We start from the raw sequence: 15240 nt of genomic DNA, 5'->3' as shown, positions 1-15240 counted from the left end.
CGCGTCATCGGGGCCGCGCGGACTCCAAGAAGGACAGCCAAGATAGACCGGAAAGGACGACGCCCTGGCTGGAACCGGGCGCCGTCCCCCTATTGCGGGCTCAGTCCGGCATGTCGTACCACTGTGGTTCGGGGTGGGGGCTGGGGGCGGGGCCCGCGTCCTTGCCGGGGGTCACGTACAGGTCGACGGTGTCGGAGCTGTGGAACACGGTGGACGCCACGGTCCAGTCGTCCTTGACCCGGCTCCTCGGCACGGCCTCGTCGAACCACGAGATGCGGCCGTCGCCGCCGTCGGGGTACTGCCACACCAGCCGGTAGCCGGCCTTCAGCCCGCGCCGGTTCAGCTCGGCCCGTACGTCCGCCACTGTCTTGCCGTGACTGGGGTAGCCGGACAGGGCCTCCTCGCCGTTCGGGTCGACGGGGCTACTGTCGGCGTACGGCTCGCCCGGCTTGGCGGGACGGCCGACGCCGAACACCACACGGCCGGGGAAGTCGGCCGGCATCCACACCTTCGCGCAGAACACCGATGAGCACGGCGTGATCCCCTGCGTGCCGATGCTGCCGTGCCACTTGAAGCCGTCCGGGACGATGGGGCCGACCAGCTTCCCCACGTCGTTCGGCGCCACCGGGATCACCTTGACCGTGACGTTCAGCCCGACCGCTCGGAACGCCTCCTCGAAGCGTTGGCGGTCGGCCGTGGGGTCGGTGATGCTCACGCTGAAGTACTCATCGGTCTTCTCGATGGAGACGGCCGCGTTGGCGTAACTGGTCACCGGGCCGCCGACCAGAACGATGCCGACGGCGACCGCCGCGGCCGTCGCCATGGTCGCGAGGCCCAGAACCAGCCTCCGGCGGACCTTGTGGCCGGGCTGTGTCACGGTGACCGGCTCCCGCTCCTCGGACATGATCGCGTGCATGAGAGCCCGTGTCTCCGGCGCGGACGTCTCTCCGGCGAGGTCCTTGTCGTGTACGCGGGCGAGATCGGTGAGGTTCACAACGAGTTCCCTTCCAGGACGACGGCACGAGGGTGGTCGATCCCGGCTTTCGCCAGGCTCCGAGCGAAACGCTTGCGGGCGCGGTAGAGCCTGATCCGTACCGCGTTGCGGGAGATGCCGAGCATGCGGGCGATCTGCCCGTGGTCGAGCTTCTCCCAGGCGACGAGGGAGAGCAGTTCCCGGTCGTCGTCCGGCAGGCCGCGGAAGACCCTCCCCATCTGCGACATCTCGTCCTCCGGCGAGCGGGCCAGCGCTGGGGAGGCGGCAAGCCGCTCGCGCAGGGCCGCCGTACGCTGCTCATGGCGCCGCTCGCCACGCCGCTGGTTGGCGAGCACCCGGCGCGCCACGCCGTACAGCCACAGCCTTGCCTCATCGCCCTTGGGCACCTCCTCGATGCGCCGCCACGCGATGGTGAACGTCTCGGCCACCACGTCGGCGGCGTCCTCCGGGTGCGGGTATCGGCGCAGGACGTACCCGAGTATGGGTTCGTAGGAGGATTCGTAGATCTCCACGAACCGGCTACGGGGATCGGATCCCATCCGGTCTCCTTAACTGGATCATCGGTCATCTACGTCCATGTCCGGAATTCTCGGGGCATTTCCATAAGGTTTCGACGCACGAGGGTCGGTCTGACCCCACCGACGAACCGCTCCCCCCCGCCTGCCGGGAGATCCTGGATGTCTTCATCCGTACCGACGGCGGCCCGCGTGCCAAGGACCGGTGCCGAGCCCTGAACGTCGGAGACCGGCTACGCCACGTCGAGAGCATGCGCGCCAAACTCAAACGCCTGGTCGCCTGGGGCACTTTCGCCGAACCAGAACCCGATCTGTTCGCAATGAATCGGCGCGAAAGCCAACAAAACTTCCTATGACAGATATGAGAATTTTTTGGGTTTAGTGTGCCTTATGTATTTGCCCCGAACCGGCCGTGCGATCGGAGCTTTCGCGGCCACCGTGTGCCTGCAACGGGGGTATGGACGATGGAGGAGGCAGCATGACGCATGGCGCTTTCGCGACCGAGCTCGGTCGTCGGCTGGTCGAGAAGGTCGCTCCCGATGAATCGGCGATGTTCGAGCAGACCTGGAAGGCCCTGGGACGGCGTCCGACCTGGCCCCGCAGGCGCTCTCCAGAGCCACTCGGCTTCGGCCTGCCGGAGGCTGGTGCGGTGCTGGTCACAGCGATCGTCTCCGGCATGCTGACCACGGTGATTGAGGATTTGGCCAAGGATTTCGGCTCATGGTGGGGTCGTGCGCTGGCCAGGCTGCGCCGCCGTCCGGAGGACTTGCTGCCCGACCCCCTACCTCCGCTGTCCGCCTCACGCCTTGAAGAGATAAGGAAGATCGCCTACAAGCGGGCGCGGAAGCTCGGCTTATCCGAGGCCAGGGCGAGCGCGCTGGCCGATGCTCTGGTCAGCGAGCTCGCGATCGGCGGCTCGGATTCTTGAACTCTCCGGAACCACGGTCACAGAGCCCATTCCTCTTCGTTTCCGGCACCAGCTCGGCTTTCGTCCTGCTGATCGCCCTGGCGTTCTCGACCACCGCGATCTATGCTCCACAGATTTTCCACCTGGTGTCCATCGCCGGGTCACCTATCCCCGCGGCCGTAAGGGAAGAATGCAACCGGGCGGCCTTGGACGGGACGGACAAGGATCGGTATATCGAGGCGTGTGCCGCGTTGAAGGCCGGCGTACCGCAAGATCTCAGACCGGGAATCCTGCTCTGCTTCGCGACCCTGATTCTCCTGACCGCCGTGCAGTACCGGCTTGGGCCGGCTTGGAGGATCAGGCGGCGGCGGTTGTCGGAGCTGGATCGGGATCCATATCGCGAGCAGCACGACGAGCTTCATCGCATGGCGGGTGAGCACCTTCCCGGCCGAAAGGTACAGTTCCTCGTCGACCTCCTCGACACGTCCGTGGGCGGTCTGGCGTTCGGCCGTCTGGGCCGCAGGTATGTCGTGCTCAGCCGCGGCACCCTAGACCTGTTCGAGCAGGACCGATCTATGTTCCGAACGGTCGTGCTGCACGAGTTGGCTCACATACGGAACCGCGATGTGGATATCACTGCGCTGACCATCGCGCTGTGGCGCTCGTACTTTCTCGTGATATTGCTGCCGGAGTTGCTGGCCGCCTACATCAGCGTGGCCATGGGCGTCCCTCCGGTCAAGAACCCCGAGGGGGTCCCGTTCGTGTCCGGGCCGGCTCTGTCGTGGCAGTTGGCCGCCCAGATCACGGGGCTGACCTTCCTCTCCCGGCTTACCCGTTCAACGGTCCTGCAGGCCCGCGAACTGCAGGCAGACGCGCGGGTCCTGGCATGGCTGCCAGGTGCAGGGTCGCGGCTTCTCCGGTTGTTCGGCGCTACCCGGGACAGCCATCGGCCGGTCATCACTCTGCGCCACCGCACGCATCCGCACCGGAAGGTGCGCATGGCGGCGATCACCGAGCCTGGAATCCTCCTGCGCCAGGGATTCACCTTCTCATTCGCCCTGGGTGCCTGCTTCTCCTTGACCATGGACCCGGCGATGTCCCTGACCGCAACTGTGCGCGGTGACAAGTTCTACTGGCCGGCCGAGCTGTTCGTCCTCCTATTGGCCGTCACGCTCGGGATCAGGGCGCTGCGGGCGTCCGCAACCCCGGCTGACGGACCGGGTGCCCCGCTCGGCCTGGCCGTGGGCATGGCGACGGGCTGGATGCTGGCGCCGAGCCGGATGACCGACCATGGCATAGCCCCCTTCCCTGTGACAGTGCAACTGGCCGGCGTGGTGGTGCTCGCGGCCGGTGGCTGGTTGCTCGGCCTGTGGGTGAGGTGGGTGGCGGCGCATTGGGAACCGGCTGCGCACCACGCATCTCAGCGAACTCGTATCGCCGGCATGTCGGTCGGACTGGTCGCCCTGGTGGTCCTGCTATCGGCGAAAACGCTCTACGCGACTCAGAGTTACATCATTGTCGCGTATGGTCAGCACGATCCCGCGGTGTCCGATCCCCTGGCACTGGTCTTGCTCACCGCGCAGAGGATTCTGGACAGACAGATGATCTCCGGGATCTGGCTACCGGCTGCCTTGGTGCTGCTGATGGCGTTCCCACTGCTGTTCGGAGCCGCCGCGAAGAAAGTCGTCGGCTACCGACGAACTCCGCATCGACGGCACCGGCGAGTCGGCAACCTGTTTCTCGCCTTCACGGCCGGGGCGGGAGCGGCGATCCTCTCCGTAGCAGTGTCGAGTGCCGCCAACGAGATCCTGTTGGGACGGTCCGCCGAGCTGCTCGATCAGGCAGCCGGTATCGGCGCTGGGCTGGCCGCTGCCGCCGCCTATCGGGCACGGACCTCACCAGTCGCCAAGGGAATTCTCGCCGCATTGGTCGGCGGTCTCCTCCTCTTGGCATTGCGAGAGCTGCTGCCGTCGACCGTGACGCCCCGGTGGGCAGCCCTCATGTGGATCTTGGGACGGCTGTTGGAATCCGCACTCCTGGCAGCATTACTCGCCGGCCTGCTACGACACCTACGGACCTATGCCCGTCGAGCTGAACGTCCCCTCGGCCCACCCGCTCCGTGAATCCAGCTCATCACAATCGCCCCCACCTCGCACGAGAAGCCCCCGCCCGCCCCGACCGACCACCGCGCTGAGATCCTCGCGGAGTCCGGCCTTCTCCCGGACCTGGCAGCGCAGCGGGTCGTGGATGGTCTGGTCGCCGCCACCGGCAGCCGGTCCGCGCCTGGCACAAGATCACGTTGACGATCTCCCGCATCTGGTAGCGGTCCTGGCGCCCGCCGACTGGAGGGGTGCCGCCGCTTCCATGCCGTGATCACCGGTTCGATCAGCGCTGACCTTCACTCCGGCGGCCTGGTGTGACCTCCTCAGGGGCGTCCGCGACCGAGGCCTCTGACCCGTGGGTCTGTACGGTGGCATGCCGCCGGAGGTTTTCGCGGCGGACCTTCGGGGGTCTCCGCGCGATCGATCGTCAAGTGGGCTGAATCCTTTTCCGCCGGGACTCCCTCTTATACGCATACCGGCACTACGGCCGGTCGACGAAGAGGAGATTCCCTTGACCACCGTGATCGTTATCGCTGTCGTGGCCGTGCTCGTCTGCACGTGCAGCATGGTGCTCCTGCGCAAGAGGGCCCGGTCTCGTCGTGACTAGGGCCTCCCGATCCCAGTGGCCCGGCCGGCAGTTGATCGCGGCGGCGCAACGTGGGGATCAGGCGTCGATCGCCGCACTGGTCAGCGGATCCCATCCGCACGTGCAGCGGTTCGCCTTCTCACTGTGCGCGAGCCCGCAGGACGCCGAAGACGCCGCTCAGGAGGCGCTCATCATCCTCTTCCGCAAGATCGGCACCTTGCGGGCGTCCGGCGCGCTGGCCTCTTGGATGTTCCAGATCGTGCGCAACGAATGCCTGCGCCGCTCCCGATCGCTGGTGCGGCGGGCCGAACCGGTCGAGGACGAATCCTCCTGGTCCGTGGAGGACGAGGTGTTGCGGAACATCGAAGTCGATCAGGTCGCCACCGCGATCGCGGCTCTGCCGGTCGAGCAGCGTCTCGTGCTCATCATGCGCGACGTCCAGGGCCTGCCGGGCCATGTCGTCGCGAAGTCCCTCGGGCTGAGCGGTGCCGCCATGAAATCCCGGCTGCACCGCGCCCGGGCCGCCGTCCGTGGCGACCTGCGAACTCAGAGCTGGGGAAGGGCCGAATGAAAGGCACGAAGATGACCAGTGGCACCGATTTCGCCAGTAAGTCCGTCTTCCGGCACCTGCTTCGCGGCGGGCTCGGATTCGGTTTCCTGATCGGATCCATCGCACTGGTCCCGGCGGTCGGATTGGCCGGCCTGCTCCTGGCCCCGCTCGGCTTGGTGGCCTTGCGCGGCTGCCCGACCTGCTGGGCTGTCGGTCTGGTGCAGACGATCTCGATGGGACGGCTTCAACGCTCCTGCGTGGACGGCCGCTGCCAGCTCACCACCGAGAGGCCGTAACGCGTGTGGCCGGGCGATCCGTCCAGCACGTCGCCCGGATCGTGGGTTCCGGCCGGAAGGGCTGTCTTCGTGAAGCCCTTCCCGGCCTCGGCCGAGCCGTTCGGCACGTTCCGGCCGCGGGTCCGGGACGGCCGGTCAGAGGCGGGTCTGGGACAGCCAGCCGAAGCCGCCGAGCCCTTCAGAAGCGATCAGCTCCGCCTCCTGGGAGGCCAGGGCCAGGGCCTGCAGATAGCCCCGGGGGTCGCTGTGGGCGCGCTCCACGGGCGGGCGGGCCCCGGTGACGCCGAGGGCGCGCAGGGCCTCCCGCTGGGTGGTCAGGGTCGTCATGGCGGCCCCGGCGCGCTCTCCCGCCGCCGCGCAGGCGTCCAGGGCCACGTGCGCGGTGATGTCGCACGATCCGTCCGGCACGGGCGCCACGGCCGCTCCGTCGCGGTAGCCGGCCAGCGTCCCGTACGGCGGGCGGTTGTCCACAGGGTGTGCATAGTCGATCGCGATCGCCCGGCCGCGTGCCAGCCGTACGATCACCGACGCCCAGGCCTCGTCGCGCGGCCTGCCGATCTCGGCCCGCTCGCCCACCGCCCGCATCGGCCACCAGCGGGCCAGCCAGGCGAGGTCGGGCTCCGGCGGGACGTCCCCGAGCCGCTCCGCGCCGTCCGAGGGATCGACCAGGACCAGCCGGGGGCCGTCCGCCGTCTGCTCGGCGACGTCCACGGGCACGTTGTCCAGCCACTCGTTGGCGACGACGAGCCCGGTGATCCCGTCCGGCACGGCCGCCGTCCAGCCGATCCCCCCGGGCAGCGAGCCGGGCCGGCACGCCAGGTCCACCGCGGTCACCCGCAACCGGGATCCGAGCTCGGGCGGCGCGGCGGCGAGCACGCCTGCCGCGAGCTCGCCCTCACCCGCGCCGACGTCCACCAGATCGAGCACCGGCGGGCCACCGAGCGCACGGTCCACCACGAGGAGTTCGCCCAGCACGGCCCCGGCGAACACGGAGGACGCGCCGACCGAGGTCCGGAAGTGTCCTGATGGGCGTTCTCGCAGGTAGAAGCCGTTGTCGCCGTAGAGCGCCCGCTCCATCGCGGCGCGCCAGGTGAGCCACACGCCACAGACGTTACAGCGCCCGGCGTCACGGAACCGGCGGATGGCGGGCGCGGATCCCCTGGCGGGGAAAGGCTTCGGAATCGAGTGCCGTTTTCGGACACGCGCCTTGACGTGGCTGTGGCGGCCGCGCCCGTTACGCTGGTCAACTGGGCACGGAGCCCCCATCTGGTCGAAGGACGGGACGTCATGGACGCAGTCGATCGCCCGGCACGGCTGGCCGTCGGAGTGGTTGGAGCCGGCCGGGTCGGCTCGGCGCTCGGCGCCGCCCTCGCGCGGGCGGGCCATCGGGTCGTCGCCGCCAGCGGCGTCTCCGACTCCTCCAGGGAGCGGGCGGCCGAACGGCTCGGCCTGGCCCCCACCCGCCCGGAGGACGTGGTCTCCAAAGCCGACCTCATCCTTCTGACGGTCCCCGACGACGTGCTGCCCGACCTGGTCTCGGGCCTGGTCGGCACCGGCGCCGACCTGCGGGGCAAGCTCGTCGCCCACACCAGCGGCGCGTACGGCCTGGCCGTGCTGAACCCGGCGATCAAGGCGGGGGCGCTCCCGCTGGCGCTCCACCCGGTGATGACCTTCACCGGCAGGGACGACGACCTCCGCCGGCTGGTCGGCATCTCGTACGGGGTCACCGCGCCCGACCCGCTCCGCCCGGTGGCCGAGGCCCTGGTCATCGAGATGGAGGGCGAGCCGGTCTGGATCGAGGACGAGGACCGGGCGCTCTACCACGCGGCCCTGGCGGGCGCGGCCAACCACATGGTGACGCTCGTCGCGGAGTCCTCCGAACTGCTGGGGAAGATCGGCGTGGACCAGCCGGGCCGGATGCTCGGCCCGCTGCTGAGCGCGGCCCTGGACAACGTGCTGCGGCTCGGCATCGCCGGGCTGACCGGCCCGGTGGTGCGCGGAGACGCCGGAACGGTCCGCAAGCACGTGGACGCGCTGATCCTGGCCGCCCCCGAGGCCGCGGACGCCTATGTGGCCCTCGCTAGGCTCACGGCGGACCGGGCGCTGGCGGCCGGACTGCTCAAGCCCGAGGCCGCCGAGCGCCTCCTGGACGCGCTGGGAGGCAACATATGGACGTGATCGTGGCGGGCGACCGCGCCAGACTGGCCGAGGCGAGGCGACTGCTGTGGATCGGCGGCAGGAGCGTCCACGACAGCGGCGGAGGGTTCCCGGCGAGGGCCTCCCTGGCGCTGGTGCCGACCATGGGCGCGCTGCACGAGGGTCACCGCTCGCTCATCCGGCTGGCCCGCGAGCGGGCCGAGCACGTGGCCGTGAGCATCTTCGTGAACCCGCTGCAGTTCGGCCCGAACGAAGACTTCTCCCGCTACCCCCGGACGTTCGACGCCGACCTGGAGATCTGCGCGGAGGAAGGCGTGGGCGTGGTGTTCGCCCCGGCCGCCCGCGACATGTACCTGCCGGACCGGCAGGTCGGCGTCTCGGCAGGGGAGATGGGCACGATCGTCGAGGGGGCGTTCCGGCCCGGACACCTCGACGGCGTGCTGACCGTCGTGCTCAAGCTGTTCAACCTGGTCCAGCCGGACGTGGCGGTGTTCGGGCAGAAGGACGCCCAGCAGCTCGCCATGATCCGCCGGATGGTCGCCGACCTCGACCTGCCGGTCTCCATCGTCGGGGCGCCCACGATCCGGGAGGCGGACGGCCTGGCGCTGTCCAGCCGTAACCGCTACCTGTCCGCGGAGGACCGCCGGGCGGCGCTGGCGCTGTCGCGGGCCCTGTTCGCCGGGGCCGCCCAGCGGACGCCACAGGAGATCCGCCGGGCCGCGCGCGCGGTGCTGGAGAAGGAGCCGGCGGTGGCCGTCGACTACCTGGTCCTGGTGAACCCCGCGACCTTCGCCGACGTCGGGGAGGACCACACGGGCGAGGCGATCCTGGCCGTGGCCGCCAAAGTGGGCTCCACCAGGCTGATCGACAACGTGACGATCGACCTCTAGCGCGACGGCCACCGAGTCGGGGAGTCGGTGGCCGGCCGCCTCCGCGGCGACCTCGGCTGAGACCGCCGCGGAGATCCGGTGCCGGGCCCCTTGGCTCCCCTGCCTCATCGCGTGTCCGCGTCGTCGAAGGGTACGGCCCTTTTCCCGCCGAGGCCCGCGTCATCCGCGCGGGAGAGATCGAAAACGCCGCTGGAGAACCCCACGTGGAGAGCGGCGGCGATGGCCGGATGGGATTCCGTCCCGGCGCGGATCACGACTTCGACCATACGGCCCTTGCCGGGCAGGGGGATCAGGGCGATGCCGGGCGGCGGGGTACGGCACAGCATCATCGGCAGGATCGTCACCCCCTGGCCCACGGCTACCAGTGCCAGCGCGGATCGCAGGTCACGATAGCTGTGCTCGATGACCGGGGTGAATCCGGCGCTCTGGCAGGCGTGCACCATGACGTCGCGGCAGGCGCTCGGCGCGGGCGTGGTGATCCACGAGTGGTGCCGGAGCGCGGCGAGCCCATCGATCCCGCGCAGGTCCTCCGGTACGGCCAGGACGAGCGGATCGTCGAACAGTTCGTGTGCGGTCAGACCGTCGGGTAGCGGCGTACCGAGGTGGGGATATCGGTATGTCAGGGCCAGGTCGAGGTCGCGCTGTTTGAGCAGGGGCAGCGATTCCTCGGGCTCGGCCTCGATGATCCGGGGTCGCAGCCGCGGATGCCGGCGGACCAGTGCCGCGGCCAGCGGCGCGGCCAGCGCCTCCAGGCCGCTCGGCAGACAACCGATCATCAGCTCGCCGCCGACCTCGCCGTCGAGCGCGCGTACGGCACTCTGCGCTCGTTCCAGGGCCGCCACCACCTGCTCGCACTGCGCGGCGAGCGTGGACCCGGCGGCGGTGAGCCGTACCGTACGTCCCTCCCTGCGTAGCAGAACGGCACCAGCCTCGGCCTCTAGGGTCCTGAGCTGCTGAGACACGGCGGACGGGGTGACGCCGTGAATCTCGGCGACGGTCGTGACGGTGCCGTAGGCGGCGAGATCCCTGAGCAGTATGAGCCGTTTCACGTCGATCACAAGAACAGCTTAAAAGGTTATGAAGTATAGGTAGCTGGACTTCATTGTGGATTGCGGCCAAGCTTGCGCCATGAGAATCTTGCTGGTCGGAGCGTCTGGAATCCTTGGTCAGAGCGTCCTGAAGGTCCTGCGAGAACGCAGCCACGAAGTCGTCACGGCGTCCCGCAAAGACTCGGACGTCTCGGTCGACATCACCGATCCCGAGTCGATCCGCGCGATGTATGAGCAGGTGGGCCGGGTGGACGCCGTCGCCTCGGCTGCGGGCAGTGTGCCGTGGCTGCCGTTCGGCGAACTTCGCCATCAGGACGTGCTGGACGGTGTCGTCGGTAAGGTGATCAGCCAGGTCGAGCTTGTCCGCCAGGGCGCCGCCCACGTCACTGGATCGTTCACGCTGATCACCGGCGTCCTGGCTCGCGATTTCCTGCGCACCGGCACCGTCGCGTCACTCGCCAACGGCGCGATCGAGTCTTTCGTGCGCGCCGCCGCGATCGAGCTGACGCAGCGCGTCAACGCGGTGAGCCCTACTATTTTCACCGAGTCCGTCGACGCGTACGGCGATCTCTTCGCCGGTTTCGAGCCTGTCCCGGTGCGCCAGGCCGCGAACGCCTACGTGCGCTCCATCGAGGGCCACCAGACCGGGCAGGTCTACGAGATCGGCTGACTCGTACGGGCCGGCAACTGGCGCACCACCTTGGAGTCGAACGCGGCGCCCCCGCGCCCACCCGCTCCAGCGCGTCCAGGAAGTCGGTCGCCTGCGCGACCCGGTCCTTGAGCAGATAGCCGACGCCCGCCACGCTCGAGCTCAATGGCAGCTCCACCATGATCGTGGTCGGCCCGCCCGGCGGGCCGGTCACCGTGCAGGTCCCGTCCAGCGCGGCGACCCGCCCTGCCAGACCCGACAGTGGGCGGTTTCCTCGCGGGTCGCCGTCGGGGGGTGCACGGTGCCCACCCGCTTGGCGTAGCCGGTGACCGGTACGCTCTCCATCTGCTGGACGCCGGGCAGCGTGCCGACCCTGCGGGTCAGGTAGTCGTACATCGCGTCCATGTCGCGGCAGACCACATAGGCCACGAGGCCGGCCTGCCCGGTCGTGGCCGCGGCAAAGGCGATCTCGGTGTCCCGGACCAGCGTCTCGGCGACCGCCGGCACCCGCCCCGGGGCCACGGTCAGCCACATCATGCACTCGGCGGTGTAGCCGAACAGCCGGGGATCGGTCTCGACGTTGAAGATGAGCGCGCGGGCGCGGCGCAGCTCCTCGAGGCGGCGGCGGACGACCGACTCGGACCAGCCGACGGTCCGGGCCATCCGCGAGTAGGGAGCCCGGCCGTCTACGGCGAGGACGGGCAGCAGCCGCTCGTCCAGCTCGGTCAGGCCGATCCGCGACCCATCCTCGTCGCCCGCCGTGCGCGAGACCTCGTCCCCGCCGTAGGCCGGGCGCAGCGCCTCGGTCTGCTCTTCGGTCAGTGCCGAGGTACGGACCCGCCAGCCGCTGTCGTCGTCGGCGAAGCTGCGCAGCACCTGCTGCGCGCCGACCGAGACGACCCGCGGGGTGCGGGTCAGCTTCTCCAGCAGGATCGGCCCGTCGCTCTCCACCCGGTCGGCGCTGCGGACGAGGCAGGAGATCTCGGTGCCGCCGGACAGCAGGGTCACCCACGAGACGTCGGGACGCCGCGCCAATGCCGCGCCCACCGCCCTGGCGCCGTCCGGCAGGCACCGGATGCGCACGAACCATTCGAACCGGCCGGTTCTCCGGCTGTCGGCCAGACCCAGCACCCGTGCCGCGCCCGCGGCGTGCAACCGGGCATAGCGGCGGGCGACCGTACGGTCGGAGACGCCCAGGACGTCGGCGATCTGGCTGAACGGGGCGCGGCCGTCCACCTGGAGTGCGTGCAGCAGTTGCCGATCGAGATCGTCCAACGTGACCGGATCCACCCGCACAACGGTAATCGACGTCGGAAAGCGGCGTCGATGCCGTTTTTCCTGGCCTACGGCCAAATCGTCGAACAGGCTCCCCTCCATGGCTCATGACATCGACTACATCGACCACACCGGCATCCTGACCCGTGACCTCGACAAGCTGGAGGAGCGCTACGAGGCCTTCGGCTTCACACTCAGCCCCCGCTCGCGGCACATGCTCAATGACAGTCCCGGCGCGCCGCTGGTGCCCACCGGCACCGCGAACCGGTGCGCGCTGTTCGGCGAGTCGTACATCGAACTGCTCGGCATCGTGGACGAGTCGGCGCCGGATCCCTGGCAGGCGAAGCGGGTGGCCGACCAGTACGAGGGGTTCCGGATCCTCAACGTCGGCTGCGGCGACGCGGAGGAGGTCTACCGGCGGCTCGGCGAGGCCGGGCTGTCCTCCTCCGGTGTGCTCTCCCTGGAACGGGACGTCGACACCGTGGAGGGCACCCGCACCATGCGGGCTCGCAGCGTGCACGTCGATCCGAGGCGCACGCCGGAGGGTTACTTCGGGATCGCCCAGCACCTGACGCCCGAATACATCCACCAGCCTCGCTATCTCGACCACCCCAACGGGGCGCTGCGCGTCGGCGCCGTGCTGATCGTGGCCACCGACGACGAGTACGACGCCTACGTGGAACGCTACGCGCGCCTCCTCGGCAGGACCCCGGCCGCCGAGGGCGCCCGGCAGGTGCTGTCGTTGCGAGCCGGGCGGCTTGAGATCGTCCGTTCCTCCGCGCTGGAAGACGTCCTGCCCGGTGAATCCGCCTTCGCCCCCGCCCCGTCGTATTTCGCCGCCATGTCCATCGTGGTCGCCGACCTCGCCGCGGCCAGGACGCTCATCGAAGGCAACGGCGTCGCCACTCGCACGCTCGGCGACGGCTTCCTCGTCTCGGCGCGTGACGCGTACGGGGCCAGCCTGATCTTCACCGCCCGATGATCGTCGAGACGGCCGCCGGACGGATCCGCGGAGAGGCGCACGGGGAGGTCGCCGCCTTCCGCGGGATCCCGTACGCCGCCGCGGCCCGGTTCGAGCCGCCGCGCCCGGCGGGGCCGTGGCCGGGCGTCCTGAACGCCACCGCGCCGGGACCGGCCGCACCGCAGCCCGCCTCCCGGCTGGAGCGGGTGATGGGCGCCAGGGCGATGGAACAGTCGGAGGACTGCCTGTTCCTCAACGTCTGGACACCGACAGCCCCCGTCGCCGGCGGACGGCCCGTCCTGGTGTTCCTGCACGGCGGCGGATATTCCAGCGGCTCGGGCGGCCTCGACTGGTACGACGGCGGTGTCCTGGCGGAGCGCGGCGACATCGTCGTCGTCACCGTCAACTACCGGCTGGGCGCCCTCGGCTTTCTGTATCTGCCGGGGCTCAGCGAGGGCAATCTGGGTCTGCGGGATCAGCTGTCGGCGCTGCGCTGGGTGCAGGAGAACATCACCGCGTTCGGCGGCGACCCGCGGGCCGTGACGGTGGCAGGGCAGTCGGCGGGAGCGTTCTCGATCCTGGCGCTGCTGTCCGGCACCGCCGCCCGCGGGCTGTTCCAAAGGGCGATCCTGCAAAGCGCGCCCGCCGGAATGGTCCCGCAGACACCGGCGCGGGCCACCGAGGTCGGCACGCTGCTGCTGGACGCGCTCGGCCTGCGACCGGACCGGGCGGGAAACCTCCGGGACGTGCCGGTAGCCGAGTTGCTGGCCGCACAGGGGCGGGTCGCGGGGAAGACGAGCCGGCTTCTGGACCCCACTCCGCCGTTCCACCTGGTCGCCGACGGCGAGCTGGTCGCCGCCGACCTGGTCGCGGCGGCAGGTGAGGCCGGGACAGGGGGCGTCGAGGTCATCATCGGCACCACCCGCGATGAGGCGTCCGCGTTCCTCGCGCTCAACGATCGGGTCGCCGCACTCGGCCCCGACGAGCTCGCCCTGGCCGCGACGGCGTGGTTCGGCGATCCCGCGCGGGCCTTCGCGCCCGGCCGTACCCCGGCCGAGTCGGCGGCGGAGCTGTCCACCGCGCACATGTTCAGCGAACCCGCGCTGCGTCTGGCCGAGCTGTTCGCCGGGCACGGCGACCCGGTGTGGGTCTACCGGTTCGACTGGCAGCCCGCCGGCAGCCCGTACGGTGCCTGCCACTGCATCGAGCTGCCGTTCGTTTTCGGCGACCCGGCCGCCTGGCGCGACGCGCCGATGCTCGGCGGCGAGCAGCCCGCCCGCCTCGTGGCGCAGGTGCAGCGGGCCTGGGCCGGGTTCGTACGGCGGGGCGACCCCGGCTGGCCCCGCTACGAGCGGGGGGAGCCGGTGGTGCGGCGTTTCACCGGCGTTCCCGGCCTCGGGTGAGCCGTGCGGGCCGCCGGTGACCGGACGAACGGAGGGACGAGGGCGGGGTGAGGGGGGACCCGAGGGCGGGGGGGGTGAGGGGGACACGAGGGCGGGGTTAGGGGGCGAAGCGCCGTCGGCGGCTCCGGGGGCGTCGGATATATTCCGCGCAGGCGCGCACGCCATCAGGCGGCGCGACCGAGTGAGAGGTGATCGACGCATGCTCCGGACCATGCTCACGTCCAAAATCCACCGCGCCACCGTCACCCAGGCCGACCTGCACTACGTGGGATCGCTGACCGTTGACGAGGACCTGCTGGACGCGGCGGGCCTGCTCCCCGGCGAGCAGGTCCACGTGGTGGACATCGACAACGGCGCCCGCCTGGTGACCTACACGATCGCGGGCCCCCGCGGCTCCGGGGTCATCGGCGTCAACGGCGCCGCCGCCCGTCTCGTCCACCAGGGCGACCTGGTGATCATCATCGCGTACGGCCGGCTCGACGACGCCGAGGCGAGGACCTTCCGGCCCAAGGTCGTCCACGTCGACCGCGACAACCGGATCGTCGAACTCGGTGACGACCTCGCCGCGGCGGCCTTCGACCCGGCCGCCGAGGCCGCGGGCCTGCTGCGCGGCGACGAGCTCCACCAGCCGTGAACAATCTCCGATCAGGGGAGTTTGCGCAGGTAGGTGGGGAAGTGTTGTCCTATAGGCAGAGGGTGCGCGCACACGAAGGACTCGCCCATCGGGCGTGGTGACGCGTTCCCGGTGTGGGCTGGGCCGTCGGGTCGGCGTCCGGCGGTCCAGCCGCCCCGGAACCGCACTCCGTCCATACGGCGACGCGTCCGCCATGGCCCCGCCGCCCAATCGCCCCCCCGGGGAAGAGTCGCCGCGTGGCGAGCGTTATCGTCACGTTGACGAAATGAGAG

General features: G+C 70.1%; 15 protein-coding genes. 10 read left to right on the top strand and 5 right to left on the bottom strand.

Annotated elements, in window-relative coordinates; translation table 11 throughout:
• Positions 1 to 100: 100 nt before the first annotated feature.
• Together ACQPYK_RS47105 and ACQPYK_RS47100 are read right to left on the bottom strand one after the other, a co-directional pair.
• On the bottom strand, positions 101 to 994 hold the full coding sequence (locus ACQPYK_RS47105; protein ID WP_433247486.1) for a hypothetical protein: 894 nt from the start codon (positions 992 to 994) through the stop codon (positions 101 to 103).
• Positions 991 to 1533 (bottom strand): RNA polymerase sigma factor, encoded by a 543-nt coding sequence (locus tag ACQPYK_RS47100; protein ID WP_433247483.1) that lies wholly within the window; start codon positions 1531 to 1533, stop codon positions 991 to 993. Before ACQPYK_RS47100 ends, ACQPYK_RS47105 begins: the two co-directional genes overlap by 4 nt.
• 454 nt (positions 1534 to 1987) lie before the next feature.
• Here ACQPYK_RS47100 and ACQPYK_RS47095 point away from each other — a divergent pair, with 454 nt between their 5' ends.
• The 4 genes from ACQPYK_RS47095 (at position 1988) to ACQPYK_RS47080 (ending at position 5950) form a co-directional block, all read left to right on the top strand.
• Positions 1988 to 2437: a hypothetical protein gene (locus ACQPYK_RS47095; protein WP_433247480.1), complete on the top strand. Its 450-nt coding sequence runs from the start codon at positions 1988 to 1990 to the stop codon at positions 2435 to 2437.
• On the top strand, positions 2434 to 4539 hold the full coding sequence (locus ACQPYK_RS47090; RefSeq protein ID WP_433247477.1) for a M48 family metalloprotease: 2106 nt from the start codon (positions 2434 to 2436) through the stop codon (positions 4537 to 4539). The genes ACQPYK_RS47095 and ACQPYK_RS47090 overlap by 4 nt, the downstream gene beginning before the upstream one ends.
• Before the next feature lie 578 nt (positions 4540 to 5117).
• Positions 5118 to 5675, top strand: a complete 558-nt coding sequence (locus ACQPYK_RS47085; protein WP_433247474.1) for an RNA polymerase sigma factor — start codon at positions 5118 to 5120, stop codon at positions 5673 to 5675.
• An 11-nt stretch (positions 5676 to 5686) separates the two neighbouring features.
• Positions 5687 to 5950: a hypothetical protein gene (locus ACQPYK_RS47080; protein WP_433247471.1), complete on the top strand. Its 264-nt coding sequence runs from the start codon at positions 5687 to 5689 to the stop codon at positions 5948 to 5950.
• A gap of 135 nt (positions 5951 to 6085) precedes the next feature.
• Here the strand turns inward: ACQPYK_RS47080 and ACQPYK_RS47075 are convergent, their stop codons facing one another.
• On the bottom strand, positions 6086 to 7051 hold the full coding sequence (locus tag ACQPYK_RS47075; protein WP_433247468.1) for an SAM-dependent methyltransferase: 966 nt from the start codon (positions 7049 to 7051) through the stop codon (positions 6086 to 6088).
• Positions 7052 to 7237: 186 nt separating this feature from the next.
• On the opposite strand from ACQPYK_RS47075, the gene ACQPYK_RS47070 reads away from it, so the two are divergent.
• A complete protein-coding gene (locus tag ACQPYK_RS47070) occupies positions 7238 to 8128 on the top strand; it encodes a Rossmann-like and DUF2520 domain-containing protein (protein ID WP_433247465.1) in 891 nt (296 codons plus the stop codon).
• A complete protein-coding gene (gene panC, locus ACQPYK_RS47065; protein WP_433247462.1) occupies positions 8119 to 8997 on the top strand; it encodes a pantoate--beta-alanine ligase in 879 nt (292 codons plus the stop codon). Before ACQPYK_RS47070 ends, panC begins: the two co-directional genes overlap by 10 nt.
• A gap of 104 nt (positions 8998 to 9101) precedes the next feature.
• Here the strand turns inward: panC and ACQPYK_RS47060 are convergent, their stop codons facing one another.
• Positions 9102 to 10046 (bottom strand): LysR family transcriptional regulator, encoded by a 945-nt coding sequence (locus tag ACQPYK_RS47060; protein ID WP_433247459.1) that lies wholly within the window; start codon positions 10044 to 10046, stop codon positions 9102 to 9104.
• 55 nt (positions 10047 to 10101) lie between these two features.
• On the opposite strand from ACQPYK_RS47060, the gene ACQPYK_RS47055 reads away from it, so the two are divergent.
• Positions 10102 to 10716, top strand: coding sequence for a short chain dehydrogenase (locus ACQPYK_RS47055; protein WP_433247455.1), 615 nt, complete (start codon positions 10102 to 10104; stop codon positions 10714 to 10716).
• 189 nt (positions 10717 to 10905) lie between these two features.
• Here ACQPYK_RS47055 and ACQPYK_RS47050 read toward each other — a convergent pair whose 3' ends face one another.
• Positions 10906 to 11985, bottom strand: a complete 1080-nt coding sequence (locus ACQPYK_RS47050) for an Lrp/AsnC family transcriptional regulator (RefSeq protein WP_433247452.1) — start codon at positions 11983 to 11985, stop codon at positions 10906 to 10908.
• Between the two features lie 85 nt (positions 11986 to 12070).
• On the opposite strand from ACQPYK_RS47050, the gene ACQPYK_RS47045 reads away from it, so the two are divergent.
• The 3 genes from ACQPYK_RS47045 (at position 12071) to panD (ending at position 14968) form a co-directional block, all read left to right on the top strand.
• Positions 12071 to 12952, top strand: coding sequence for a VOC family protein (locus tag ACQPYK_RS47045; RefSeq protein WP_433247449.1), 882 nt, complete (start codon positions 12071 to 12073; stop codon positions 12950 to 12952).
• Complete coding sequence (locus ACQPYK_RS47040; protein WP_433247446.1) at positions 12949 to 14334, top strand: carboxylesterase/lipase family protein; 1386 nt, start codon at positions 12949 to 12951, stop codon at positions 14332 to 14334. Before ACQPYK_RS47045 ends, ACQPYK_RS47040 begins: the two co-directional genes overlap by 4 nt.
• A 199-nt stretch (positions 14335 to 14533) precedes the next feature.
• Entirely contained in the window at positions 14534 to 14968 is a 435-nt protein-coding gene (gene panD, locus ACQPYK_RS47035) for an aspartate 1-decarboxylase (protein WP_433247443.1), read from the top strand.
• Positions 14969 to 15240: the final 272 nt, after the last annotated feature.

Origin of the sequence: Streptosporangium sp. CA-135522, assembly GCF_050949235.1 — a bacterium.
Lineage (GTDB): Bacteria > Actinomycetota > Actinomycetes > Streptosporangiales > Streptosporangiaceae > Streptosporangium.
This window is presented reverse-complemented; position numbering and strand designations above follow the sequence as displayed.